Below are 24,622 nucleotides of genomic sequence, written 5' to 3'. Positions count from 1 at the left end.
CTCGCTCTAATTTTTCGAGGTCTTATTCAACGGACAGTGCCTGTGCACCGCGGCTACCCACCACCACCAGCGAACCGTCGGCGGCCAAGGTGGCACCGGCCACGGGGGGCAGGTCCTGGTGCGGCAACACCTGCAAGCGCTTGCCACTCGCTTGGCCAATCAGCGTGTGCCCGGCCTGAGTGAACAAGCGGTAATCGCCATGGGCATCGACGAGGCCGGCGGTGATACTGACGTGCAGGCCACTGTCCAGCGGGGTCCAGCTCAGACCACCATCGGTACTGCGCAGCACATTGCCGCGCAAGCCGTAGACCAGCGCTTCCCCGGGCTTGCCGAGCACGCCGAAGAAGCTGCCTTGATAAGGCGTCGACACGGCGGCGAAACGCTGGGCGCTGTCGTCCCACTTGAGCAACAGACCCTGCTCGCCGGCGATGTACAACGCGTCGCCCGTTGAGGCGATGGCATTGAGGTGAAAACCCTGCGGGTTGTCGGTGCGATCCTGAAACGGCGTCCAGCTCTGACCACCGTCGTCGGTGCGCAGGATCAGGTTGAACACGCCGACCACATAGCCGGTTTTGTCGTTGGCGAACCACACATCGAGGAACGGCTTGTCGGCGCCCTGCTCGACCAGGCGCTGACCTTCAGCGACCTGCAGCGGCCATTGCTCGTTGGCCGGCTGGGCACTGGCCAGCGCTGCATAATGCTTGACCAGCAAGGCGCCGATCTGACGACCGTCCAATTGCTTTTGCCACGTCGCACCAGCATCGCTGCTATGCAGCACGACACCGTCGTTACCGACCGCCCAGCCCTGTTTGGCGGAAGGGAAAAACACCGCGGTCAAATCGCTGCTGACCGGGACGCCAGCCTGTAGCCAGTGCTTGCCAGCGTCATCGGAATAAAGAATATGGCCACGCTGGCCAACGGTGACCAGGCGCTCACCCGCGCGAGCGACGCCGATCAAGGGGCTACGCATGGCCAAGGGACTCGGCTTGGCTGGCAGATCCAGCACATCGACATAACCGGCCGCCTGAGCGACACCCTGCAATAGCGCCAGCATCGAACACAGCAGCGCCAGCACGAAATTTTTCAAGGAACCCATACCGCACCTTCCAGGAAAACGGCACCGCACAGCACACGAGGTGCAGTCCGGCGCCGGAGTCGGTAACCGGGGGATCTCTACCGTTCACCCCGGACTTCTGTCGCCTGACACCTAGCGGATACCGGAAGCTGCCAGCGCATCCGGCGCCCACTGCGCCTTCGACAGAGACTCGATGTACTTGATGCCGCCATACGCGCCCGTGATGCCGTTGATGTTGTAGGAGCCGCCCACCAGGTCGTAGATCATGAAAGGCGAGACATCAGGAATGTTTTTGTCGTAGCTCTGGCTGAGGAAGGCGAAGGAGCCACGGTAGAGTTTGCCGCTCGAGTCATACTGGTCAGAGGCCAGAGCGATCCAGCTGTCTTCATCCAGGTACATGCGGCGCTTCTGGTAGATGTGCCGCGCAGAGGATTTGAGCGTGCCCTCCACCACCCAGACGCGGTGTTTCTCCCAACGCACATAGTCAGGCGCGATGTGGTTGGGGGTCGTAAGCTGCCTGGCGTCCACGGCGTAGGTCAGCTTGTAGGTGTTGTAGGGGATGATCATTTCCTGCTTGCCCACCAGCTTCCAGTCGAAGCGGTCCAACGCGCCATTGAAGACGAATACATCATCGTAGGTTCCGGCGCCGCCCGTACCGGGATTTGGCGTGTCGTAGGCCAGGTCTGGCGCCAGCTTCACTCGCCGCTGACCAGGCAGGTACTGCCAGCTGCGGCGTGGCTGCGCCAATGGGTTGGCGGTGTCCTTGAGCATGATCGCCTCTCCCGCACGACGCGCGGGACCGGTGTAATACAGCTTCATCTGAAAGAACACGTCAGTGCTGTTGAACGGCTTCGACATGTCGTCGTAGATCGGATAATTCGAGAACGACAGCGCCGTGGTGGACAGTGTCGGCACACCCGCCGAGTCGACGTTCCAGGAGTCATACTTGACGTTACGGTTGCCGCCGACGCGCAGCAGGTGGTTCCACATGGCCTCACTGCCGGAGGTCGGGATCGGGAACGGCACGCCAGGCAACAGGTTATCGATGGCCAGGCCGCCATCGAGGGACCTGGTACCGGTGGCATTTTTCACGCTGTTATCCAGCACCGCCTGAGGCAGGGCAACAGTGCGATGAGTCGGATACACATTGATGTGGTACGTGGGATAGCGTTTGGCAAGTTCTGCCGTGGTGGCCGTCAACTGGCCCTTGTACTGGTCAAGGTTCTTGCCATCGATGACCAGCAGCGGCTTCTCGTCGGCAAACGGATCCGGACGCATGCCGTCGCCCGCCTTGAAGCCGGCTGGCGGAGTGGTCAGGCCGCCTTTGTAGGCTGGAATCGAACCATCGGCGTTAGCCGCCATCTCGGCGCCCACAGGGGTCAGGCTGGAGCCCAATTTGGCGGCATCCTGAGCCGATACGGCCGCTTGGGCCTGACCGGCAATGACAGCTGCCAGGGAAGCTGCCAACACACTATTTAGCAATCTCATCTGAATTCTCTCCACTTGTTTTTGTAATCCGAGCGTCAGTCAGAAGGTGGTTTTGAACGAGGCCGTGAGCATCCCGCGATCCTTGAGCAGCGGCGCCAGGCCGGCCTGCGAAGTGATCTGGCCGGGAATGCAGCGGTACTGCCCACTACTGCCGGGGGTGTTGTTATCGAACCCGGTTTCACAGGTATTGAAAGGACCAAAAGAATCCACGTACTTCAGGTCGAACTTGTACTTTTGATAGACGTCCGCAGCGACGCCTATGGAGTAGCTGCCGGCGTTTTCGCTACCACCGAGCTGGACAGCCGAGTTGCCCTTGAGGCCGACGTTGTAGGAAACGGGCATGGACATATCCACACCCGGGAACACCTGGAACCAGGTCGGGGTGAAGTTGGTCGTGATGGAGTAGGCATTGGTGTCGACTTTGTCGACGCCCTGGTAACTGGAGTTGCCCTTGAAGGACTGCTGGCCCTTGTCGACGCTGACCAGATGGGTCATCGATCCTTCGACAGCCAACGAGGATGAGTCCCACAACGGGGTATTGCCAAAGCTCACCAGACCGTTGAGTACCACGTGGAAAGTCTTGCCACGGGCCGTTCCGGTGTCACCTCTGCCCGGCACGGCACCGATAAGGTTGTCGCCGTTGACCAGCCCCTGCGCAGCCTGTGCACTCAATGTCGGGTTGATAGTGGTGAAGTTGCTCAGCAGCGGCATGTTTTCGCGATAGTTCACATCAAGCCCGACGCTGACCGGCCCCACGTTTTTCGACAGGCTGATGCCGTAAATGTCGATGTCATCGGCATAAGCGGCCAGGTATTCAGCGCCCGCAAGCCCCGGCAGGCCTGGCTGTTGCAGGTTGGGCGCATTGACCAGCACCACTGGCATCGGGTCCGAGGTGTTGCGGTAGTAGAAGCCCAGGGTGCCGTCCAGCCATTGCGGGCTCCACTTGGCCATGAGCCCGAAGTCACCAGTGTTGTGCGGCTTGACGTCATGCCCGCGCGGAGTACCAAAAAAAGCACCGGCCCCGCCCAGCGCCGTCGGCACTGGCAGCCAGAACACATCCCCGCCTTCGCCGAACATGTCATAGCCACCCATGTAGGTCCCACCCTCAGGCAGACGGGTGTTGCGGAACTCCAGGAAGTACTGCGCGCCCAGGGTCAGTTGCGGATTGACCGTGAAAGACATGGAAAGCTGGTTGCGCGGGAGGAACAGTTCCTTGGTTTCGGTGCCCGGCACGTTGTACAACTTGGCCAGGTCCAGGGCCGACTGACCGTAGTTGATACCGTTGGCCGCGTTGAACAGGGTCTCGCCCCAGAACATGTTGTGCCTGCCGAGCTTGGTGCTGAACATCGACTCCTCGCCGACCTCGGTGCTGTAGAACACAAACGCATCAAGGATCTCACCGGAAGGTCCGTTGTAATAACGGTCGGTGTAGTTGCTCAGCCCATGCTTGCGTGCAACATGGCCATTGAGCGAGTCGCCCGGCTGAATGGCACCGGACTGACGCGCCGCAACCAGGTTACCTGCATTGCCCGCCTGCCCTGGAAAAGGGTTGGAGTTGGACCCGACATCGTCATAGGCATGGTCATACCAACTCGCGGCACTGACACGAAAGCCCATCTTGCGCTGATAGACCACATCAAGCTCGGTCAGCAGATCGATCCGCTGGGTCACTGCACTGCCGACACTGAAGTTTTTGTCGCCGTCGTTGTAGTTGGCGGCGTTGGCAATCTTCGAATTCTGACCTTGCACCCGCTGACCGTAACTGGCCTTGAGGGTGTTATCGAAGCGTACCGCCCAATCTTCACTGCCATTACCAAGTTCAAAGGCATGGGCAGCCGGCATGGAGGCGAGCAGTATGGCGGTAGCCAGCATGCTGCGGCGCAAAGGGCTATGCCCTGTCGTGGTGTGCATTACGTTGTCTCCGTTTTTTGTTGTTTTTGTTTTTTGGCTCTAACAACGGCTCACATCAGGTCCTGGCAGTGATGCGAGCTTCTTCAGGTGGTTTTGTTCAGATGTTTGCGTCTAGCGATCCAGCGTGCGGATAAAGTCTTCGGCCTGCGGCCACTCGCCGTAGCCGGCGGCTGGATTGAGGTGGCCTACAGCACCGAGGTTGACCAGTTCACTGCCCCATTGACGGGCCATTTGGGTCACCGACTCCAGGCTCGCAAGGTGGTCGTTGGTACTGGCCGCGACAATCGACGGGAACGGCAGCGGACCTTTTGGCAGCGGGTCCCAGCCATTGGCCCGCAGGCTCTCAGCGGTCGGATAACCGATTGGCCATTTGGCCTCGAGGTCCGGTGGTGCGGCCAGCAAAGCGCCCTTGATCGGGCGGTCATGACAGGCGGCCCAGTGCACCACCATCAACACACCGGCACTGTGGGCCACCAGGATCACCGGACCGGAAATCTGCTCCAGCTCGCGCTGGATCGCATCCACCCGTGCTGCCAGACTGAGTTTGTTCTCTTCCAGTGGTGGTACTGAGCGGACCTTGTCCAACCTGGCTTCCAGCAGCGTTTGCCAATGCGCTGGCACGTGATCGCGCAAGCCCGGAACTATCAAAATCGTGGTGTCATTCATCGCGCTACTCACCCTTGAACAATCCATCGAGCGGGTCCGCGAATGTTTCGAACCCTGCCAGCAGCACAGTAGGATTCGCCTTGTCGGAACGGGTTACATTTAGCGTCAGCCACTTCCCTTTTGATGACAGCGTCCGTGAGTCGGCCCGGTTGGATTTACCGCACCCGGCGCTTTTCATTTCACGATCAAGTCTCTATAACTGGCTGGCAACTGCGACAACGAGATCTCATTTGTCACAACATGGAATGTATGCACGCCATGCCCGTACAAGCACGAACCGCCGTACTGACCAACTACCTGGATGTGGCTCACCATCTACGGCTGAACGCGATCACGCTGTTAGCCGAGGTGGGCTTGAGTCCCGCGCTTCTGAGCGATCCGAGCCAACGCATCCCGGCCACCGCGAGCATCATCCTGCTGGAGAAGTCGGCGCGCCTGAGTGGTTGTGAAACCCTCGGCCTGCGTATGGCCGAGCTGCGTCAACTCGCGGACTTTGGTGAAGTGAGCCTGCTGCTCAGTCACCAGAACACGCTTCGCGATGCGCTGAATGTGATCGTGCATTACCGTCAGCAGATCAATGAGTCACTGGCGATTTTCGTAGAGGAAAGCGGCAGTACGGTGATCATTCGCGAAGAACTGGTGACCGACATGGGCACGAACAACCGCCAATCCATCGAACTGGCCATTGCCGTAATGCACCGTTTTTGCGCCGCAATGCTCGGCGCGCACTGGCACCCGATCAATGTCTGTTTCTCCCACGACGCTCCGGCAGATCTCTCCGTGCATCGACGGATCTTCGGCTGCAAGGTGGAGTTCGGCTGCGAGTTCAACGGCATCGTTTGTCCCGCCACCAACCTCGACGCCGCCAATCCTCTGGCCAATGCGGCCATGGCCCGACATGCGCAGCGCTACATGGATTCGCTGCTGGGCAAAAACGACCATTCCGTGGCGTTTGAGGTGCGCAAATCCATTTACCTGTTGCTCCCCATGGGTCGCGCGACCATTGCGCAAATTGCTCAGAGCCAGGGCATGAACGTGCGCACCCTGCAGCGCCGCCTGGACGAAGAAGGGGCCAGTTTCAGCGAGTTGATCAATAGCGTGCGCCGCGACCTGGTGATTCGCTACCTGGAGAACCCCGGGTACTCGCTGGGACGGATCGCCGACATGCTTGGCTACTCCATGCCCAACTCATTCACTCGCTGGTTCGTTTCCCAGTTCGACATGCCGCCAGCCGCATGGCGCAGCGAACACAAGATCGTGCCGCGCAAAGACGGTTGATGAAACACCGGTAACGCAATACCTGCAGGAGCAGCCGGTCGACGCTCGATTGCTGGCGATGGTCGTTAACGATAACGCGTAGGGACTGGTGAAACGCGGGGCACTTGAGTCCATCGCCAGCAAGCTGGTTCCTATAGGGGAATGCGGACACCGGGATCGTGCAAAAAAAAACGGCCATCTGCCGAAACAGACGACCGCAAAAAGGAGCACATCCGGGGTACGACGCTTGAGTCACGCTCAAGCTGTCCGCTGAGCGATAACGCGTCTGTTTACAGGCCCCAGTGCATCAGTAACAGCACCAGAACAACCAGGAAGACAGTCTCCCCCACCATCAGCAGGATGGGTTTGATACCTACCGCAGCGAGCTCCTTGAGCTGGGTCTTCATGCCCAGCGCGCTGATGGCGATGACCAGGCACCAGCGCGACAGTTCGTTGGTGAATCCCTGCACGGCCGGTACGACCCAGCCGGTACTGTTGACGCACGCGAGAATCAGAAAGCCCACCGCGAACCAGGGCAGCAACGGCGGTCGTTTGCCAGTCGGGTCGACGCCCTGCCTGCGGGCAATCATCGCCGCGCAAACGATCACCGGCAGGAGCATGGCCACACGCATCAACTTGACCACGGTGGCGGTATCGCCGGTCTCGGTAGACAGGCTGTAACCGGCACCCACCACCTGGGCAACGTCGTGAATGGTGGCCCCCAGGAACACCCCGGCCATCTGCGGATTCAGCTCGAGCCAGTTGGCGATCATCGGGTAGAGAATCATGGCCAGGGTCGACAGCGCCGACACGCCAATCACCGTGAACAGCGTGGCACGCTCCTTCTGTGGATGGCTGGGAAAAGACGCTGCCAATGCCAATGCTGCGGAGGCGCCGCAAATGGCCGTGGCGCCGCCGGTGAGCATGCCGAACAGACGCTGGAACCCCAAGGCCTTGGCCGCCACCATCGAGACGAGGATGGTCACCACCACCGAGATCACCACCAGGGCCGCCGGTTTCCAGCCCAGCGCGGCGATCTGTTCGAGGGTGATGCGCATACCCAGCAACGCCACGCCGATGCGTAACACGGTACGTGAAGTGAACTCGATACCAGCCTTGCACTTGCCGTCGCCAGCAAGAAAATTCAGGGCCATACCGAGCAGCAGCGCGAACAACATCACCGGCGCACCATAGTGCTCGGAAAGAAAACTCGCCGCTGCGGCAACAATCAGACTGACGATAAAACCGGGGGCCAGGTCTTGTACACGGCAGTGAACATAGGCCAGAGCAATGGCACTCATGATGCGGGTTCCTTGGCAGCGATGACGATGAACACCTGGCCGTCGACCACCTCGACCGGGTAGTTGCCGACCTTCATACTGTTTGAGTTGAGCAGGTAGCCACTCGCCAGGTCGAAGCGCAGGCCGTGGGCACAGCACTGGATCACCCGCCCCTCAAGGCGGCCACCACATAGCGAGGCGCCCTGATGCGGACAGCTGTCATCGATGACGTAGAGCTGGCCGGCGACATTGAACAGCGCCAGGCTGTTTCCCTCAGGCTCGAACAGCGAGCGCATGCCTGGTGTCGGGACTTTCTCTGCCGGTACTGCAATGCGCCGACTCATGCCGATTGACTCCCGGTCACGTCCTGCGCAAGGGCCTGGTGCATGGCCTGCAACAGCACCTCGGCCGGCTGCGCACCGGACACCACCTGGCGACGGTTGAAGATGAAATAGGGCACACCCCGGGCGCCCATCCCACCATCATCGAAGGGGCAGCGAGCACCCAGCAGGCAGTCGGCCAAGGCCGCGCGTGGATAGCCACAGGACTCGGCGATCGCCAGCAAGGTGGCACTGTCTCCGAGATCCTTGCCGCGATGAAAATAGGCGGCGAACATCTGCTCCAGCAAGGCGTCGCGCTGCGCCACACTCCCCAGTTCAGTGGCGCACTCCAACAGGCGATGGGCATCGGCGGTATTGGGCATCGTGTTGATGCTACTGAAGTCGATGCTCAGGCCCACGGCCGCCGCGGCCTGCCGGACTTGCGCCTGGCGCGCAAGCACGGCCTCGGCGCTGCCCAGGCGCTTTTGGTAGAACTCGACAAAAGGCACGCCCTGCGCCGGCAGGTGCGGCAGCAGTTGCACGCCATGCCAGACCAGCTCCAACTCGATCTCCGGGTGGCTGGCGCGCAGCTTCGTGAGTGCGCGATTGAGCTGACGCTTGCCAATCAGGCACCAGGGGCAAATAAAGTCAAAGAACGCATCAATACGCAATACCCTCGTCACGACGACACCTCCATCACCGCTTTAGTTGGCGCTTCTTCGACCTCCTCACCCTGCACACGGGCAATGTCGTCGAGATAGTGACAGCGGATAAAGAAGAACACCGCCGCTGCCGCGATGCTCATCAGCGGCACCAGCTGGAAGGCTCCGTGCAGGCCAATAAGGTCCGACACCTTGCCGGTGATGAAGGGCCCCGGGGCCAGGCCGAGCAAATTATTGACCAGGGTCAGGGTGGCAAAAGCAGTGCCATGCACTTTGTAGTGGGTCAGGTTCGCGATCGTGGCAATGGTCGGGCCGTTGACGCCCGTCACCAATAGCATGGCCAGGCCGATCAGCCCCAACTGCACAGGACCGGTCGACTGAACCAAGGCCAGCGACATCAGCAGGCAACTGCCCAGGCAGAAAACCATGGACATCTCGATCTTGCGCAATGGAGATTGACGGCACAGGCGATCACTGAGCATGCCGCACAGAATCGCCCCGGCGCCGCAGCACAGCACCATGACGCCCGCCACAACCCCGGCCTTGCCCTCGCCCAACCCGTAATAGCGATTGAAATAGCTCGGCATCCACACAATCATGCTACCGGCAACGAATGTCTGCAGGCCGCTGGCGACATAAGCGGCGATCACCGAACGAGTGCCGTACAAGGTACTCAGCGGACGCTTGACCGCCGTTTTGGCATTGCTCCCGACCGTGGCGAGGCGCTGCGGGGCAATACGCGCTTCCTTGACGATGATCGGGTAAAGCGCCGCCAGCAGCAGGCCAAACAGCGCCATGCTGGCGAACGACCAACGCCAGCCCAGCTTGACCGCAATCGCCCCGCCGATGGAGATGCCCAACACCGAGCCGAACATGGCACCCGCCATGAAGGCACTGGCGAGGGTCGCACGCATGCTTTTGGGAAACACCGACACCACCACGGCGATGCCGACACTACCGTAGGCAGCCTCGCCGACGCCCACCATGAAGCGCGCAAACAACATTTCCGGGTAGTTCTGTGCCAGGGCGCAGCCCAGGGTGGCCAGGCTCCACAGCATGGCCATCAGCGCCAGACTCTTGACCCGGCCAAAGCGGTCGGCCAGCAGCGACAGGGGAATCGTCAGCAGGCCAACCATCAGTGCGACAATGCCGCTGAGCAGGCCGAGTTGGCCGTCGCTCAGCGTCCACTCATTCTTGAGAATCGGGAACACGGCATTGAGTACTTGCCGTGACATGTAATCGGAAATCAACAGGCCAAAGGTCAGCACAAACACAATCCAGGCGTACCGGCGCGGAATGCCAATCGAAGTATCCATTTCATCGGCCACAGTACTGTGATGAAACGCCATGCTGCCTCCTCGGTGTCTAGCACCCGTTTTGTTATTGTTTTTTGGTCTTGCTCACGCGTTCGGACTGGCAGGGGCAGAACACCATTGGCGCCCTGCCCCGCCATCTGAATTACCCGCGTTGTGGTACGCCCTTCTGACCCTGTTTGCGGTTCGGCGCCATGCCGTTGGCCAACAGGGTTTCTTCAACAGTCTTGTACTGCACACCGATACGGTAGATGTCGCGCGCCTCTTTGCCGGTGGCGACTTCACGACCCAACTCGTGGGCGATGCGCACCGTCTGCTTGACCTGCTCTACGGAAGAGAAGCGCTTGCCGTGTTGATCGATAATGGTGTCTTCATTACCGAGCCGTGGGTGCAGGCCCATCGCCAGGGCAATGGTGTTAAGCGGCAGTACGTTCTTGAGCAGCGACTCGGCCGTCAAGGTGCACCGATCCGGTACACGATTGATGAAGTTCATCAGGTTCATCGGGTTCGGGCCGTCGAAACCACCACCAATGCCGATCCAGGTCAGGTTCAACGGCCCCTTGTAGACACCCTTGCGCACCAGACGCTCGAGGGTTTCATAGGCATGAATACCGGTCAGCTGGAAGTGCGGCTGGATATTGCTCGCCTGCAGGCGCTTGAGGTGCTCTGCGACCCAGGCAGGACCTGCCGGTACAGTCATTTCGCTATAGGCGGCATGGGTGGCCGGCTCAAGCAGGGAGGTGCCTTCAATGCCTTCCGGATACAGCAATTCCGTGATGGTCATTTGAATGGTGTTGATGGCGATGGTGACCTGATCCGGCTTGGGCGTCAGGTCCGCGAGCATGTGCCGGGTATCGTCGGAGAGCCACAGGGCTTCGGCGCCATCGCCTTCAGGAGCAAAGGAAATCGAACCGCCAACCTGGATGATCATGTCCGGTACGGCTTCACGCACACCGGCGATCAACTCGTTGAACTTGGACAGGCGCTTGGACCCTTTGCCGTCCAGTTCGCGCACATGCAAGTGCAGCACGGTGGCGCCGGCTTCATAGCAGTCGACAGCCGCCTGCACGTGTTCGTCCATGGTCAGCGGAATATCTTCCGGGAAGTCGCCAGGCATCCACTGTGGAGCGTAAGGGGCGACGGTAATCACCACTTTTTCCATGGTGTCCGGGTGCAGGGAATCGTCGAAAAACTGCATGTTTATCTCCTGTTTTTGTTTTTGCCTGCCCGACAGGCTGTACGGAGCAGGCATTGGCTTGGGTGCAGGTGAGGTTGCTCAGTAGGTCTTCTCGCCAATGATCCCGGCGCGTTCCATCTTGCGATGGCAGGCGGGGTAATCCATCACGGCATAATGCTGTGTGCTGCGGTTGTCCCAGATGGCGATGCTGTTGGGCTTCCAGCGCCAGCGCACCTGATACTCCGGGATGTTGGCCTGGCTGGTCAGGTAGCGCAGCAACTCGGACGAACCCTGGGTGAAATCCTGGCCGACACGCACCCGTTCCGGGGTGTGGAAGTTGGTGAAGTGCGTGGTGAACGAATTGACGAACAGCACCTTCTCTCCAGTCTCTGGATGAGTGCGCACCACGGGGTGCTCGGCGTCCGGGTACCGGGCCTTGATCGCCAGGCGTTTTTCGATCGGCATCGCCGCGCCAAAGGTCGCTTCGATACTATGGCGGGCGCGAAGACCTTCGATCCTGACTTTCACGTCGTCCGGCAGATGCTTGTAAGCCTCCACCATATTGGCCCACATGGTGTCGCCACCGACTGGCGGGCACTCCAGGCAGCGCAGCACGCACCCCAGTGGCGGCGCCTCGCGCCAGGTGGCGTCGGTGTGCCAGGAGTTCTCGTAACGGTCCACCGGACTGTCCGGTTTCTTGTAGACCTGCACCAGGCCGGGATATTCCGGGTGACTGCCGACGACCGGGTGATCCTCCAGTTCGCCGAAGCGTTGGGCAAAGGCCACATGCTCGGCGCGACTGATGTCCTGGTCGCGCAGAAACAACACGCGATGCTTGAGCAACTGGGCGCGGATCTCGGCGAACAGGCCGTCGTCATGGACGGCATCGGCAAGATTGACGCCTGTCAGCTCTGCGCCAATGCTGCAGGTAAGTTGTTCGACTTGCATGGCGGCAGACCTCTTAAATGACGAAGATCGATGAACCGGTGGTCTTGCGCGACTCCAGATCACGGTGAGCCTGCACGGCGTCCTGCAAGCAGTAATGCTGGTTGATCTCGATCTTGATCTTGCCGCTGCCGACCAGGCCGAACACCTCACCGGCCAGGTCAGCCTTCTCTGCCGGGTCGGCAATGTAATCAGCCAGGGCCGGACGAGTCATGAACAGCGAGCCTTTCATCGCCAGTTGCGCCGGGCTGAAAGGCGGAATCGGACCGGATGCAGTGCCGACACAAACCATCAGGCCACGACGTTTGAGAGAGTCCAGCGAGCCCTCGAACGTGCTTTTGCCAACGCTATCGAACACCACGTTGACACCCACACCGTCGGTCAATTCACGCACACGCCTGGCCACATCCTCGTGGCTGTAATTGATCACATGGTCGCAACCATGAGCCCGGGCGAGTTCAGCCTTGGCCTCGCTGGACACGGTGCCGATCACGTTCAGGCCCTGCAGCTTGGCCCACTGCGAAACGATCAGGCCGACACCGCCGGCGGCGGCGTGCAGCAGGATGCTGTCACCGGCCTTGAAGTCATAGATGCGACGCATCAGGTACGCCGAGGTCAGCCCGCGCATGGTCATGGCCGCTGCGGTCTCGAACGAAATATCTTCCGGCAGCTTTATCAACGGTGCGGCCGCAATCAGTCGCTCGGTGCTGTAGGCGCCGAGGGTATTGATAAAGCCGGTATAGGTGACCCGATCGCCGACCACCACATTGCTCACGCCCTCGCCCACTGCCTCCACCACACCGGCGGCTTCAACGCCGATGCCATTGGGCATCGGGATCGGGTAAGTGCCATTGCGAAAATAGGTGTCGGCATAGTTGAGGCCAACCGCTACGTGGCGAAGTCGAACCTCACCAGGACCTGGGTCGCCGACCTCTACCTCTTCAAAGCGAAGAACCTCGGGACCACCGGTTTCGTAAAATCGTACGACTTGGGCCATGCTTTTTTTCTCCAATCAGCGTTCTGGGTGCACTACGGCGATGACGTTGACTGGAATGTAAGCTGCTGGTCTTTTGAGCGCGTCTCATCAGACGACACCGTCGGCACATTTCATGACAAACGGCGTCGCCCAATCAGACTTTGGACTGAGTGACCAACTCGCGTTGCTGGCGGGCCAGAGAAGTCAGCCCATTACGGTATACCATAATACAGAATGCATCAAAACCACCTTGCATACGCAGTCGTCTGCGCATACCAGACGGGTAGCGGACTGCTGCGCCTATCCGCTTATGACCGCCCGCCTTTACGCATGCCGCATCAGAACAGGTCGTCGTTCTCATCCAGGGGTGATGATTGATGTGCGCATTCTCGTAACCAGTTCATGAAAACCAGCAATCGCTTGGGGATAGTGCCGAGCGACGGGTGAACCAGATAGTAATCGTAGTGGCCTGAGCGGCTGAATTCAGCAAGCGGCAGGACGAGCTCGCCGCGATCAACCCGCTTCTGCACAAGCTGCTGACGGCCAATCGCAATGCCGGCGTGGTTCATGGCTGCTGTCACACATAAATCAGAGCGATCGAAAGTCAGGCTGCGTTTGGGAAGTGCCGTGAGCATGTTGTGTTGCTCTGCCCAAAGCGTCCACTCGGCATCATAGGCCGCATGATCCCACGCAAGGGAGTCATGCAAGGTTGTGCAGTTCCTTAAATTGTCCGGGTTCTCCTCCAGCTGATGGCGTCGCGCATAGTCAGGACTGCACACGGGGGCCAGCCGTTCTCGCATCAACCGATGGCTCGTCAGCCCGGGAAACTCGCCATTGGCGTAGTACAGGGCCAAGTCGATTTTACGGGTTCGAAAATCGACATTGTCATTGCCTACCCGCAGGTCCAATGACACCAGGGGATATCGCTCGATAAAGTCCGCCAGCCTGGGAACCAGCCAGCATTGGGCAATGGAAGGCCTGACATAGAGCGCGATCGAGCCGGCAATTTCTGCCTGTGACGATTGCTCAAGTGCCTCGGACAATTCTCCCATCGCATTCTGGAGTATTTCGAAGATACGCTCACCTTCGTCGGTCAGGCTGACCTGCCGGGTCAGGCGCTGGAACAGCTTCATGGATAAGGCGGTTTCCAGACGACTTATACGGTGGCTCACGGCGCTTGCGGTCAAACACAGTTCCTCTGCCGCACGGGCGAAGCTCAGATGACGAGCGGCAACCAAAAAGGTGTGAAGGTTGGCGAACTGGCTGCTGTTGAGCCTGGAGCTGATACGTGGAGGAAGGTTGAGCACGACAGTTTTCCCTCAAACCCAAAAGCCGCCTTGCGTTGTACGCACTTCCAGCGGGCAAACGTAACGAATGTGGCAAGACGTTCATCTTGCCACATTCGGTTTAGGCTTAAATCAGCGAGAACTCTGTCGAGTCCAGGCAATTGGGGTCCATTCAGGCCTGATTAACCTTTGGCGAGCAATTCACGGCCCTTGGCCAGATAAGCTTCCATCTCGTCGCAAGGCACCATATTGCCCCCCGTTGCCCAAACCAGATGGGTGGCTTGCGCCATGGCCTGGCGGTCCAGGCGCGCGCGAGCCAGGTAGCCCTGCTGGTCGGCCTGGACTCTGGCAATGCCGGGCACGCCGGCGAGCGCGGATGGCTCGAGGCGCACACCTTCACTGCGCTCCATCAGTGCCAGCAAACTGTACATTTCCTCGTCGCTGACCGTGTAGAAACCATCAAGCAAGCGCTGCATGGCCTTGCCGACAAAACCTGAAGCACGTCCGACGGCGAGGCCGTCAGCAGCCGTCACGTTGTCAATGCCGAAGTCTTGCACGCTCACTTCGTCGTGCAGTCCGGTATAGACGCCCAGCATCATGCACGGCGAGTGTGTGGGCTCGGCGAAAATGCAATGGACAGCGTCGCCGAAGGCTAGCTTCAGGCCGAAGGCCACGCCGCCAGGCGCGCCACCCACCCCACAGGGCAGATAAACAAACAATGGGTGTTGCGCATCCACGGTGATGTCAGCCGCTGCCAACTGCTTTTTCAGGCGCTCGGCAGCCACCGAGTAGCCCAGGAACAAGTTGACCGAGTTTTCATCGTCCACAAAATGGCAGGCGGGATCGGACTCCGCTTGTTGACGGCCTTGCGCAACAGCCACGCTGTAATCGGAGGAGTACTCAATAACGGTAACGCCGTGTGAGCGTAACTTGTCTTTCTTCCATTGCCGCGCATCCGCCGACATATGCACGGTCACCTGGAAACCCAATGCCGCCCCCATGATGCCGATGGACATGCCAAGGTTGCCGGTCGAGCCAACGGCTATTTTGTATTGGCCGAAAAAGGCACGCGCCTTATCGCTGTCCAGCACTGCGTAGTCGTCATCAAGCGTCAGCAGATTCGCCGCCAACGCCAGGTCTTCGGCATGCTTGAGTACTTCATAGATACCACCGCGCGCCTTGATGGAGCCCGAAATCGGCAGATGGCTGTCCCGCTTGAGCCACAGCGCCCCTTCCAACGCCTGACCGTAGCGCTCGCCGAGCAATTGCTGCAGGTGTGGCACAGGCAGAATGTCCGATTCGATAATGCCGCCACTGCACTCCGTCTCCGGAAACGCACGCCGCAGGTAAGAAGCAAAACGTGTCAGTCGCGCGCTGGCATCGGCGACGTCTGCGGCCGTCAATCCCACATCGCCAATCGATTCCGCGACGGGAGCCACAGCAGGGTTGAACCAAGTGGTTTCTTGCAGCGCGACCAGATCGCGAATCAATGGATAGCTGGCGTACCAGCTTTCAAGTGTCTTGCCCAAAATCATGGCGTGGTCCCTTTAAACAATCAGGCTGAAAATACAGGTTGAATCAAACGAATTGCGACAGCAGCAGGGTCAGGCCCAGCGCGATCAATGAAGCCAATACGGTGGCCGAGGTGAACTTCTTCAACGCTTCGGCCAGCGAGACACCCAGGTACTCCTTGACCACCCAGAAGGCAGAGTCCGTCACATGGGTCCAGCCAATGGCGCCGGCACCGATGGCAATGCAGATAATTTCCTTGCTCACGGCTGGATGAGCGCTCAGCATCGGCATCACCATGCCGGCGGCGCTGATCATTGCCACCGTCGCTGAACCGACGGCGAAGTGCATCAAACCTGCCACCAACCACGCCAGGACGATGGGATTCATATTCAATTGCGTCAACGAACCGGACAGCGCATTACCCACGCCGCTGTCGACCAGGATGCCGTTGAATGCCCCACCGGCACCGATAATCAGCAGAATGCTGGCCAGCGGAGGAAAGCTCTTCTGAGTGTGTACGAGCAAGTCAGGCATTGATAAGCCGCGGCGCAAACCCAGCGCCCAGTAAGCGAACACCACCGCAATGGACAGTGCTATCAGCGGCGTCCCCAGGAACGAAACGATGCTGAAGAGCCCGGAGTCATGGGGCAGTCCGGCCGCAAAACTTTTGCCGACCATCAGCAGCAGTGGCAACAGGATGGTCAGCAGCGTCAAGCCGAGGCCTGGCAAGTCCCGGGTTGCGCTGTCAACACAATGTTCGTCCAGAAAAGCTTCTTGAGTGTCAGGCGCTTCACTCTTGCAGACCAACTTGATCCACAGCGGCCCGGCAATGATGGCGGTAGGCAGCGCGATAATGAGGCCATACACAATCACCTTGCCGACATCGGCTCCCAACAGCCCGGTGATGGCCATAGCGGCAGGGTGCGGGGGCAACATGCAATGAACCGCCATCAACGACACGGCCAAGGGCACACCCAGGTACAAAAGGTTGATCCGGGTCTCTTTGGCGACCACATAGATCAGGGGAATCAGCAAAACGAATCCAACCTCGAAGAACACAGGTATGCCCGCGATAAACCCGACAAGCATCATGGCCCATGAGGCGCGCTCTTTACCCAGGGCGCTCAATAGCGTCTGGGCAATGCGCTCCGCACCACCGGACTCTTCCAGCATCTTGCCGAGTATGCCGCCAAGGCCAATGATCGTTGCCAGGAACCCGAGTGTTCCACCGACACCTTTTTCATAGGAAGAGGCTATTTGCGCAAGTGGCATGCCTGAACCGATGCCCACCACAAAGCTCGCTGCGGTCAAGGCCAGGAATGCGTGGACACGAACTTTGACGATTAGAAAAACGATCAGAATGATGGCGGAAAACAACACCAGCAATAGAGTGGGACCACTGTGCATACAATCTCCTGAAAGAGCTTTTATTGTTGAAATAAGTGATCGGGGTCACTTAGCTTTTCGGCATTAGAGAGCGCAACACAGGGACCTGACAAAGGATGGATTTTCAAGGGATGGATGACATGAGGTCATCTATGGTGAGTGCATGGCGTGAAGTGATGAAAGTTCGAGCCTGCGGTCCCGTCACACATCAAGCCAGGCCTAACGATTTACGAAAGTCGGCAAGGACAACGTGAAGGCACGCATGCAGCAGATCGAGCAGAGCATTGATCGATATCTGGCGGCGATGGATTCGGCGGATCGGGCAACCCCCGAAGTGGTCGAGGGTGGTAGCCGACCGAGGCTATTACAAGGTGCTGGAAATCCTTGCCTGCGAGCAGGCGGGCAGGCGGGCATCACCACCTTCGTACCGAAGCCCCTGCCCTCGGCGTTCAGAAGCGAAAGCGCACCTTATCTATCGTGCAAATGCTTTTTCAAGAATGACCGGGTTCGTTCGTGGACAGGGTTTTGCAGGATCTCTTGCGGCGCCCCTTCCTCGACTACAACCCCGCCGTCCATAAAGACAATCCGGTCTGCAACTTCGCCGGCAAAGCGCATTTCATGAGTGACGATCAACATGGTCATGTGCTCCGCGGCGAGCTGCTTCATGACCAGGTTGACCTCTTCGACAAGCTCAGGGTCCAGTGCCGATGTAGCCTCATCGAACAGCATGACTTTTGGCTGCATCGCCAGTGCCCTTGCTATGGCAACGCGCTGCTTCTGACCGCCCGACAGGCGAGAAGGATACTCATCGATTTTGTTGGCCAATCCAACTTTTGACAAATATTCCATTGCCAACTCACGAGATGCCTTTTTCGTAACTCCCTTGAGTTTTATCGGGCCAAGCGCAATGTTTTCACACACGGTCAAGTGCGGAAATAGATTGAAGTGCTGGAACACCATGCCCATCTGCTGGCGCACAGCGTTTATATGCTGTTCAAACGCACGACCTTTCAATGGCCGATTGACTTGCTCGCCCTCTAACCAGATCTCGCCATCGTCAAGTACTTCCAGGTGGTTGATTGACCGCAGAAGCGTGCTTTTACCAGATCCACTTGGGCCGATGACGGCGACGATCTGCCCGCGAGATACAGAAAGATCGATTCCCTTGAGTACTTCAAGTGCCCCGTAAGCCTTGCGAGCGCCCTTCACTTCAACCATGAATTCTTTTCTGGTCATCGTGACATCTCTACCTTGTTTTCGAGAAGATGCAGGCCGGCTTCGAGAACAAGATTGGCTGCATAATAAATAACCGCAACAGTCAGATAAAACTCAAACGGGCTATAGGTTTCGCTCACGGCAAGCTGCGCGCTGTACACCAACTCCGCAATACCGATGATGGAAACCAGAGAGGTGTCTTTTAACAGGACAATCAGGTTATTTCCCAGCGGCGCAATGGTCCTGCGAAGCGCTTGCGGCACAATGACGTAACGCTGAGTCTGTCCACGACTGAGACCAATGGAGCGGGCACCTTCAATCTGACCCGGGTCGACTGATACCAACCCGGCACGAATAACGTCGGCATTGTAGACGGCAAAGTGCAAACTAAGGCCTATGATGCCAGCCACCAGCGCCGGAATATCGATTCCCACTTGCACAAGACCATAATAAATCAAGTACAGCTGAAGAAGCAGTGGCGTTCCCATGAGCAGCCACGTAATAAAACGCACGGGCAATGCCAAAACCCTGGGCGCATAAAGAACGATGAGTGCAAAGGCTACTCCTGCGATCAAACTCAATAGGCTGGAACTGACAAACATCACAACCGTCCACCAAAGACCCGTCGCCAGCAGCTCAGAATAAGGTGTAACTATACTAAGATCCAGGCTTTGCATCTGAATGCTCTCACCTTGCCGCGAAGCGATTATCGAGATAGTCAACAACAAATCTGACCGAGTAGACCATCACGATGTAAAGCAGTGCAGACACCATGAAAATCTCAAAAGGTTTGTACGTTGAACTGATAAAGCGTTGCGCTGTATATGAAAGTTCAACTACAGAGATCGTCGACACCAGTGCAGAACCTTTGATAAGTGCAACAGCATTCACGCCCAGCGGCCTTATCATCAACTTTGCAGCTTGTGGCAGCGTGATGAACCATAAGGTCTGGCCGCGCCCGAAACCAATTGAACGGGCAGCTTCTTCCTGGCCAGGGTCAACGTTGGTGATAGCGCCACGAATGGATTCCGCCATGTAGGCAGCGATGTTCAGACCCAAGCCGATTACCCCTGCCGCAAACGGCTCCAGCTCAAGTCCGATCTGCGGCCCGCCAAAGTAAATGATGAACAGTTGAACCAGGCAGGGAGTGCCGCGAAAAACGCTGATGTAGAGTCTTGCAAGGCATCGAATTGCGAGAACAGTGGACAACCGGGCAGCAACCAGCACTATTGCGACCAGAAAACCAAGCAGAAGTGCAAGTACAGAGATCTGCACCGTAATCCAGGCCGCCTCCAGGAAAAACGGGAATGTGCGCTGTATGAGAGTCAGATCCATGAGAACGCCCGGAAAAGTCAGATTGACTGGCCCGACGACAGGTCGAGCCCTGCTGAATATGAATCAGCGGATATCGTTGCCAATCCACTTCATCGAGATCTTTTCGTAGGTGCCATCGGCGAGCATGTCTTCAAGCGCCTTCTGCATCGTCGCCTTGAGCTCAGGGTTATTCTTGCGCAGGGCAATGCCCATGCCTTCAATGCCACCATCGCTATCCGGTGGAGTAATGATGCGAACCTTCTGCCCTGTTTCCTTGACGGCGACCAACACCGGAACACTGTCCATCACAATCGCGTCGATACGTCCGGCCTCAAGATCGACCAGCATTTCGGGAAGCCCCTTGTACGTTCTCACCTTCAGGTTGCCACGAGCCCTGGCCCATTTATCGTGTGCATCCCCGAGGGTAACGCCGACAACAACATCTTTAAGATCATCAAGGCTTTTGATCGACGAGTTGTCCTTCACTACGATCGTTCGGCCAGCGTGGTAATAAGGCCCAACAAAATCCACGGCTTTCTGGCGTTCCGGGGTAATGGTCATGGAAGCGATGATGGCGTCGTATTTCTTCGCGAGAAGACCTGCAATTATCCCGTCGAACGGCGTCGTAATGATCTTCACTTTTACCCCCAACCGCTCAGCCAGTGCCTCGCTGATGGAGGCGTCGAATCCGACAATCTGGTTCTGCTCGTTGGCAAAGCTGAAGGGAGAGTATTGACCGCTCATTGCGATACGGATCTCTTTGGAATCCTGGATCGACTTCAAATCATCAGCATGAACAACCGAGGTGGAAAGTAGCGCCGCAGCGGCCACGGTAGAAGCGACAATCAAACCCTTGAGCTTTTTGGTTAGCATTGGATGGCACCTTGGAAGAATTGTTTTTTATTTTCTTGGGGTTATTCACCTGGCCTTCATGAAAAGTCTTGCATAGGCATTTGTGGAAAGCACCCGGCAAGGTGTCAGCCTGCCTGACACATTGCCGGAGTTGGCCGACACTATGTCGGGCAGCCACATTGTCCAAACAAGCTTCTTGTCGCACACCCCCCGACCGCTACGATTTACCGGAGTGCGGCCTTGAAACTTTCGTCCAGGACCTCAAGCAGAAAATCAGCATTTGTCTGACTGAAAATCATCGATGGACGCATTTTCAGAACATTGTCATAGGGGCCTTCAGTGCCGATCAAAACACCTCGCTCCCTGGCACCATCGGCTACTTTCCTGGCCAACTCCGTGGCTGGGACCTTCGTTTTGCGATCCGTGACAAGTTCTATCCCGAGAAAAAGTCCCAGCCCGCGCACATCACCTATTGCCTCATATCGCTGCTGCAACTTACGGAAACCGTCGAGCAGATAGTTGCCAACGGTCAGTGCATTGAGCTTCAGGTTATCGCGCTCAATCACATCGAGCACTGAGAGGCCTACAGCACATGAAACCGGACTACCGGCAAAGGTATTGAAGTACTCCATGCCATTGTTGAAGCTGTCTGCGATTTCGCGCGTGGTCACAACCGCCGACATGGGATGGCCGTTGCCAATGGGTTTGCCCATGGATACTGCATCGGGAACGACACCCTGGGTTTCAAAAGCCCACCAGTGGCTACCTACGCGACCAAAGCCGACCTGGACTTCGTCAGCCAGGCAAAGACCGCCTTCTGCACGAACCATTGCATAGACTTCTTTCAAGTAGTTTTCCGGGAAGAAAAGTTGCCCGGCGACACTTGGAATGGACTCCGCCAAAAAGAAAGCCGGGGATCTGCCCTGCTTGCGCATGATCTCGATCTGATCCGCCACGCTTTCAGCGAAACGCTGGCCAAGTTCCTCGAACGACCAGTGATCCACACCACGGTAGGCATCCGGGACGGCCGCCTCAAACACATGATCTGCACGCCCCTTACCGGCTTTACGCTTGTATTTGTAAGGGCTGAGGTCAATCAGTTCCTGGGTAGTGCCGTGGTAAGCCCAATCCAGCACAATTGCGTCGTTACGACCTGTGTGATTGCGCGCCATACGGAGCATGAGGCTGTTTGCTTCACTTCCTGAACACCCGAAGGAAGCGACCGCCAGACCTTCAGGCAAGGTAGCCGTGAGCCGCTCTGCATACTCCACAATGTTATCGTGCAGGTAACGCGTGTTCGTGTTCAGGCGTGAAGCCTGCCGCGAAAGCGCGTGCACCACATCGGGATGGGAGTGGCCGAGATGGCACACGTTATTGAAGCAGTCCAGATACGCTCTTCCAAAGTTATCGATCAACCAGACCCCGTCACCGCGAACGAACTTGATCGGATCTGAATAGGAAATCGACAGGTTTGGAAGCAACAACTCCTTACGCTTGGCCACAATCTCTGCCTTGGTGCGTCCGTCCTGGCTGTAGGCTTCCGGAGGAATCCCCGCGAGAGCCGATGCATCGGGGAAAATGTCGGCCCATACCTCAAGATAAGCCCGCTCACCCACGCCGATGAACTCGCCCGCCTTCAACCCGGTGTCAGTGGACATCTGAAAATGCACATGGGGGATCCACCCGCCGTTTTCCGTATCCGCCCCCATGTATCCCACCAGCGCGCCAGCCTCCAGGCGGTCACCGGGCTTCAGGCGCGCCAGGGCTTCATGAGCCATGTGCCCCCACAGCGTCAGGAATGGCGGGCAACCTTGTGGCGAGTGCTCGAGCATGATCAAACCACCATAGCCAAGCGGCTCATGCTCTACCTCGACGCTCTGCACCACACCGGCAACAGGCGTATAGAGAGGCGTTCCAGCGGGCATGATCAAGTCGACACCGACGTGAATGATCCGACGCTGCCCTTCAATGAATCGCGACTCGAACGCCGTGTCGGTGTAGATGGTTCTTTCCTCACCCCATGGCCCGATGCCGAGCGGCACCTTGTGCTCGGCAGAAAAATCATTCCACCACTTCGCTGCCTCGGCTGGGCGCTGCTCGGCTGAAGCGATGGTCATCACATGCGAAGCATCTCCGAACGGGGCAATCACCTTGTTCATGGTTGCAGCCGATGGACGCACGATATCGGCGAAGGACTTGCTGTTTTCGATAACCCAGCGGCGAACCGCACCAGCGCCTTCGATCGCGTCAAAACCACAGGCTTTGCGCAGGATCGCCGTCGCCAGTCGAGGGTTCATGCGATCCATCCTCTCCAGAAGGCGCCAGGCCGGCGCTTCGCTGATGCCAAGGTAGGGATTGTCTTGCGTCCGGTCGTATCGCGACGCCGACAAGGTGACGCTTGTGACCAGGCGCATCGCAATGAGATTGAAGAGGACGTCAAGCTCCTCCGGCTGCAGAGGGTACCTCTCATGGAAACCGGCGGTGAGGGCCGCGGCCGCGCCGATTGGATCTTCCATGTCGAGAATGGAATAGGCGCAGGTAATGGCTACTTCGGCAATCAGGATCGTATGGACCGCATCGCCAAAATCGATGACGCCTGAGACTTTCTGATGATTGCGCGAGTCGACGAGGATATTCCAGTCATTGCCGTCATTGTGAATGACTTGTGCACGCAGACGCGAAAGCTTCGGTTGAACCGTTGTTTCGAAACGCTCAATGAACCGTTCCAGAATGGCCCTTCTGCCAGGATCCTTCACGAAGTGCAGGCGTGATCGCGAACGTGCGGCGTGACGCAAATCCCAGTCGAGATCACGTACCGCGCCTGGATGAATGAAGCCCTGAAGTGCACGATCTATTTCACCGAACGATTGGCCAAGGCTGCGCATCAATTCGAACGTACGCTTGACCTCGGCAAGCGGCGTTCCGTGCAACCAGCTCACCAGGCGGACCGCATGGGTTTCGCCGGTGGGCGCTACCGCAGAGGCCAGATATTCACCCGCAAGGCTTTTCTTGAGAGAAGGCACGGTAAGCTCGGGACTGTAACTGGCGAGATGACTGAGAATGGCCGTCTGAAACTCGCTTTCAACTCGCGGTTCACTCGAGTTGACGACTTTCAGAATCCATCCTGCATCGGTTCCTGTATTCAGCCGGTAGTTACGATCGCGCTCGCCATCCAGAGGCGTGGCCGTACCGACTACGTTGAAAAGCTGCTCACTCAGTTTTTCGGCATCCCCTGTCGAGAACCGGGGGGCAGGATGGGAAAGATTTGTCATGGTAGTTGTTTTCCAAGCCATTTTTTTCAGATAGCTTGGCACGCAAAGCCTTGGACGGCAGTAGGTATGCGGTCGCCTTTCGCCTGCATATTGTCGGAATCGACCGGCACAATTTCGGCAGCAAAATTAGGGAGTTCTGATGCGCGACCTGGACACGAAAGATCGCGAAATACTCGAAATTCTTTCCAAAGAAGCTCGAATTGCCCTGAAGGCCCTGGCAGCGAGAATCGGGCTTTCAAGAAGTGCTACCAGCGAGCGGGTCATCAACCTGGAACGCAACGGCGTGATCAGGGGCTACCGGGCTGATATCGGCGAAATCGATGCCAACGTGATTCGCGCAATCCTTCTTGTATGCCTCAAACGCACACCTGCAATGGGCCTGCTGGACCTTCTGGCGCAAAACTCGCAGGTACGACGCATCTCCTCGGTCAGTGGCCAGCTCGACCTGGTCATTGAGGTCGAATCGCGAACCATCGATGATCTGAACCGGGTCAGAGATGCAGTCGCCAGTCACGAATCCGTTGAAGACATCACCACCGCTGTCGTTCTGCGGCGCGATATCGATCGGCAGAGTTCCTGATGTGCCTGGGGGAGAAGTCTTGAGACCGATTCCCCGCCAAAGCCCTAATGCCAGCCACCGCGACACCCTTTGTAGCAGCTGCCGAGCCCGCGAGGCTGCGTTCGGCTGCATAGCAGTCGTGAGTCCGGCTGACGC

21 protein-coding genes are annotated in these 24,622 nt (G+C 58.1%); 2 read left to right on the top strand and 19 right to left on the bottom strand.

All coding sequences use genetic code 11. From position 1 onward, the window contains the following. Nucleotides 1–22: 22 nt before the first annotated feature. From AB4Z35_RS12775 to AB4Z35_RS12760, 4 genes are all read right to left on the bottom strand, one after another. Entirely contained in the window at nucleotides 23–1,096 is a 1,074-nt protein-coding gene (locus tag AB4Z35_RS12775) for a WD40/YVTN/BNR-like repeat-containing protein (protein WP_442097389.1), read from the bottom strand. A 111-nt stretch (nucleotides 1,097–1,207) separates the two neighbouring features. Further along, nucleotides 1,208–2,563: a DUF1329 domain-containing protein gene (locus AB4Z35_RS12770; RefSeq protein WP_442097388.1), complete on the bottom strand. Its 1,356-nt coding sequence runs from the start codon at nucleotides 2,561–2,563 to the stop codon at nucleotides 1,208–1,210. A gap of 39 nt (nucleotides 2,564–2,602) precedes the next feature. Then, nucleotides 2,603–4,474 carry a DUF1302 domain-containing protein gene (locus AB4Z35_RS12765; RefSeq protein WP_442097387.1) on the bottom strand — a complete coding sequence of 624 codons (1,872 nt, stop codon included), beginning with the start codon at nucleotides 4,472–4,474 and terminating at the stop codon, nucleotides 2,603–2,605. Between the two features lie 111 nt (nucleotides 4,475–4,585). After that, nucleotides 4,586–5,140 carry an RBBP9/YdeN family alpha/beta hydrolase gene (locus AB4Z35_RS12760; protein WP_442097386.1) on the bottom strand — a complete coding sequence of 185 codons (555 nt, stop codon included), beginning with the start codon at nucleotides 5,138–5,140 and terminating at the stop codon, nucleotides 4,586–4,588. A 258-nt stretch (nucleotides 5,141–5,398) separates the two neighbouring features. Between AB4Z35_RS12760 and AB4Z35_RS12755 the strand changes: the two genes are divergently transcribed. Continuing rightward, a complete protein-coding gene (locus tag AB4Z35_RS12755) occupies nucleotides 5,399–6,418 on the top strand; it encodes an AraC family transcriptional regulator (RefSeq protein ID WP_442097385.1) in 1,020 nt (339 codons plus the stop codon). A 269-nt stretch (nucleotides 6,419–6,687) separates the two neighbouring features. Here AB4Z35_RS12755 and AB4Z35_RS12750 read toward each other — a convergent pair whose 3' ends face one another. The 15 genes from AB4Z35_RS12750 to AB4Z35_RS12680 form a co-directional block, all read right to left on the bottom strand. Next, nucleotides 6,688–7,698 carry a YeiH family protein gene (locus AB4Z35_RS12750; RefSeq protein WP_442097384.1) on the bottom strand — a complete coding sequence of 337 codons (1,011 nt, stop codon included), beginning with the start codon at nucleotides 7,696–7,698 and terminating at the stop codon, nucleotides 6,688–6,690. Further along, on the bottom strand, nucleotides 7,695–8,021 hold the full coding sequence (locus tag AB4Z35_RS12745) for a Rieske (2Fe-2S) protein (protein WP_442097382.1): 327 nt from the start codon (nucleotides 8,019–8,021) through the stop codon (nucleotides 7,695–7,697). The genes AB4Z35_RS12750 and AB4Z35_RS12745 overlap by 4 nt, the downstream gene beginning before the upstream one ends. After that, nucleotides 8,018–8,680, bottom strand: a complete 663-nt coding sequence (locus AB4Z35_RS12740) for a DsbA family oxidoreductase (RefSeq protein ID WP_442097381.1) — start codon at nucleotides 8,678–8,680, stop codon at nucleotides 8,018–8,020. Before AB4Z35_RS12740 ends, AB4Z35_RS12745 begins: the two co-directional genes overlap by 4 nt. Next, nucleotides 8,677–10,008, bottom strand: a complete 1,332-nt coding sequence (locus AB4Z35_RS12735; RefSeq protein WP_442097380.1) for an MFS transporter — start codon at nucleotides 10,006–10,008, stop codon at nucleotides 8,677–8,679. Before AB4Z35_RS12735 ends, AB4Z35_RS12740 begins: the two co-directional genes overlap by 4 nt. Nucleotides 10,009–10,117: 109 nt before the next feature. Next, nucleotides 10,118–11,170 (bottom strand): 3-keto-5-aminohexanoate cleavage protein, encoded by a 1,053-nt coding sequence (locus tag AB4Z35_RS12730; protein ID WP_442097378.1) that lies wholly within the window; start codon nucleotides 11,168–11,170, stop codon nucleotides 10,118–10,120. Between the two features lie 78 nt (nucleotides 11,171–11,248). Continuing rightward, nucleotides 11,249–12,097: a TauD/TfdA dioxygenase family protein gene (locus AB4Z35_RS12725; RefSeq protein ID WP_442097376.1), complete on the bottom strand. Its 849-nt coding sequence runs from the start codon at nucleotides 12,095–12,097 to the stop codon at nucleotides 11,249–11,251. 13 nt (nucleotides 12,098–12,110) lie between these two features. Next, nucleotides 12,111–13,091: a quinone oxidoreductase family protein gene (locus tag AB4Z35_RS12720; protein ID WP_442097375.1), complete on the bottom strand. Its 981-nt coding sequence runs from the start codon at nucleotides 13,089–13,091 to the stop codon at nucleotides 12,111–12,113. Between the two features lie 317 nt (nucleotides 13,092–13,408). Then, on the bottom strand, nucleotides 13,409–14,377 hold the full coding sequence (gene dsdC, locus AB4Z35_RS12715; protein ID WP_442097374.1) for a DNA-binding transcriptional regulator DsdC: 969 nt from the start codon (nucleotides 14,375–14,377) through the stop codon (nucleotides 13,409–13,411). Nucleotides 14,378–14,538: 161 nt separating this feature from the next. After that, nucleotides 14,539–15,891 (bottom strand): D-serine ammonia-lyase, encoded by a 1,353-nt coding sequence (dsdA, locus tag AB4Z35_RS12710; protein WP_442097372.1) that lies wholly within the window; start codon nucleotides 15,889–15,891, stop codon nucleotides 14,539–14,541. A 43-nt stretch (nucleotides 15,892–15,934) separates the two neighbouring features. After that, a complete protein-coding gene (locus tag AB4Z35_RS12705; protein ID WP_442097371.1) occupies nucleotides 15,935–17,275 on the bottom strand; it encodes a GntT/GntP/DsdX family permease in 1,341 nt (446 codons plus the stop codon). A gap of 447 nt (nucleotides 17,276–17,722) precedes the next feature. After that, nucleotides 17,723–18,490, bottom strand: coding sequence for an amino acid ABC transporter ATP-binding protein (locus tag AB4Z35_RS12700; protein WP_442097369.1), 768 nt, complete (start codon nucleotides 18,488–18,490; stop codon nucleotides 17,723–17,725). Next, nucleotides 18,487–19,146 (bottom strand): amino acid ABC transporter permease, encoded by a 660-nt coding sequence (locus AB4Z35_RS12695; RefSeq protein WP_442097368.1) that lies wholly within the window; start codon nucleotides 19,144–19,146, stop codon nucleotides 18,487–18,489. The genes AB4Z35_RS12700 and AB4Z35_RS12695 overlap by 4 nt, the downstream gene beginning before the upstream one ends. A 10-nt stretch (nucleotides 19,147–19,156) precedes the next feature. Then, complete coding sequence (locus tag AB4Z35_RS12690; protein WP_108231120.1) at nucleotides 19,157–19,804, bottom strand: amino acid ABC transporter permease; 648 nt, start codon at nucleotides 19,802–19,804, stop codon at nucleotides 19,157–19,159. Between the two features lie 63 nt (nucleotides 19,805–19,867). Continuing rightward, nucleotides 19,868–20,656, bottom strand: coding sequence for an ABC transporter substrate-binding protein (locus AB4Z35_RS12685; RefSeq protein WP_442097367.1), 789 nt, complete (start codon nucleotides 20,654–20,656; stop codon nucleotides 19,868–19,870). A gap of 203 nt (nucleotides 20,657–20,859) precedes the next feature. Beyond that, complete coding sequence (locus AB4Z35_RS12680) at nucleotides 20,860–23,907, bottom strand: aminotransferase class III-fold pyridoxal phosphate-dependent enzyme (RefSeq protein ID WP_442097454.1); 3,048 nt, start codon at nucleotides 23,905–23,907, stop codon at nucleotides 20,860–20,862. A gap of 139 nt (nucleotides 23,908–24,046) precedes the next feature. Here AB4Z35_RS12680 and AB4Z35_RS12675 point away from each other — a divergent pair, with 139 nt between their 5' ends. Further along, nucleotides 24,047–24,487, top strand: coding sequence for an Lrp/AsnC family transcriptional regulator (locus AB4Z35_RS12675; protein WP_108231117.1), 441 nt, complete (start codon nucleotides 24,047–24,049; stop codon nucleotides 24,485–24,487). The last annotated feature ends 135 nt before the right edge of the window (nucleotides 24,488–24,622 follow it).

The organism is Pseudomonas sp. KB_15, from assembly GCF_052114525.1.
GTDB lineage: Bacteria > Pseudomonadota > Gammaproteobacteria > Pseudomonadales > Pseudomonadaceae > Aquipseudomonas.
This window is presented reverse-complemented; position numbering and strand designations above follow the sequence as displayed.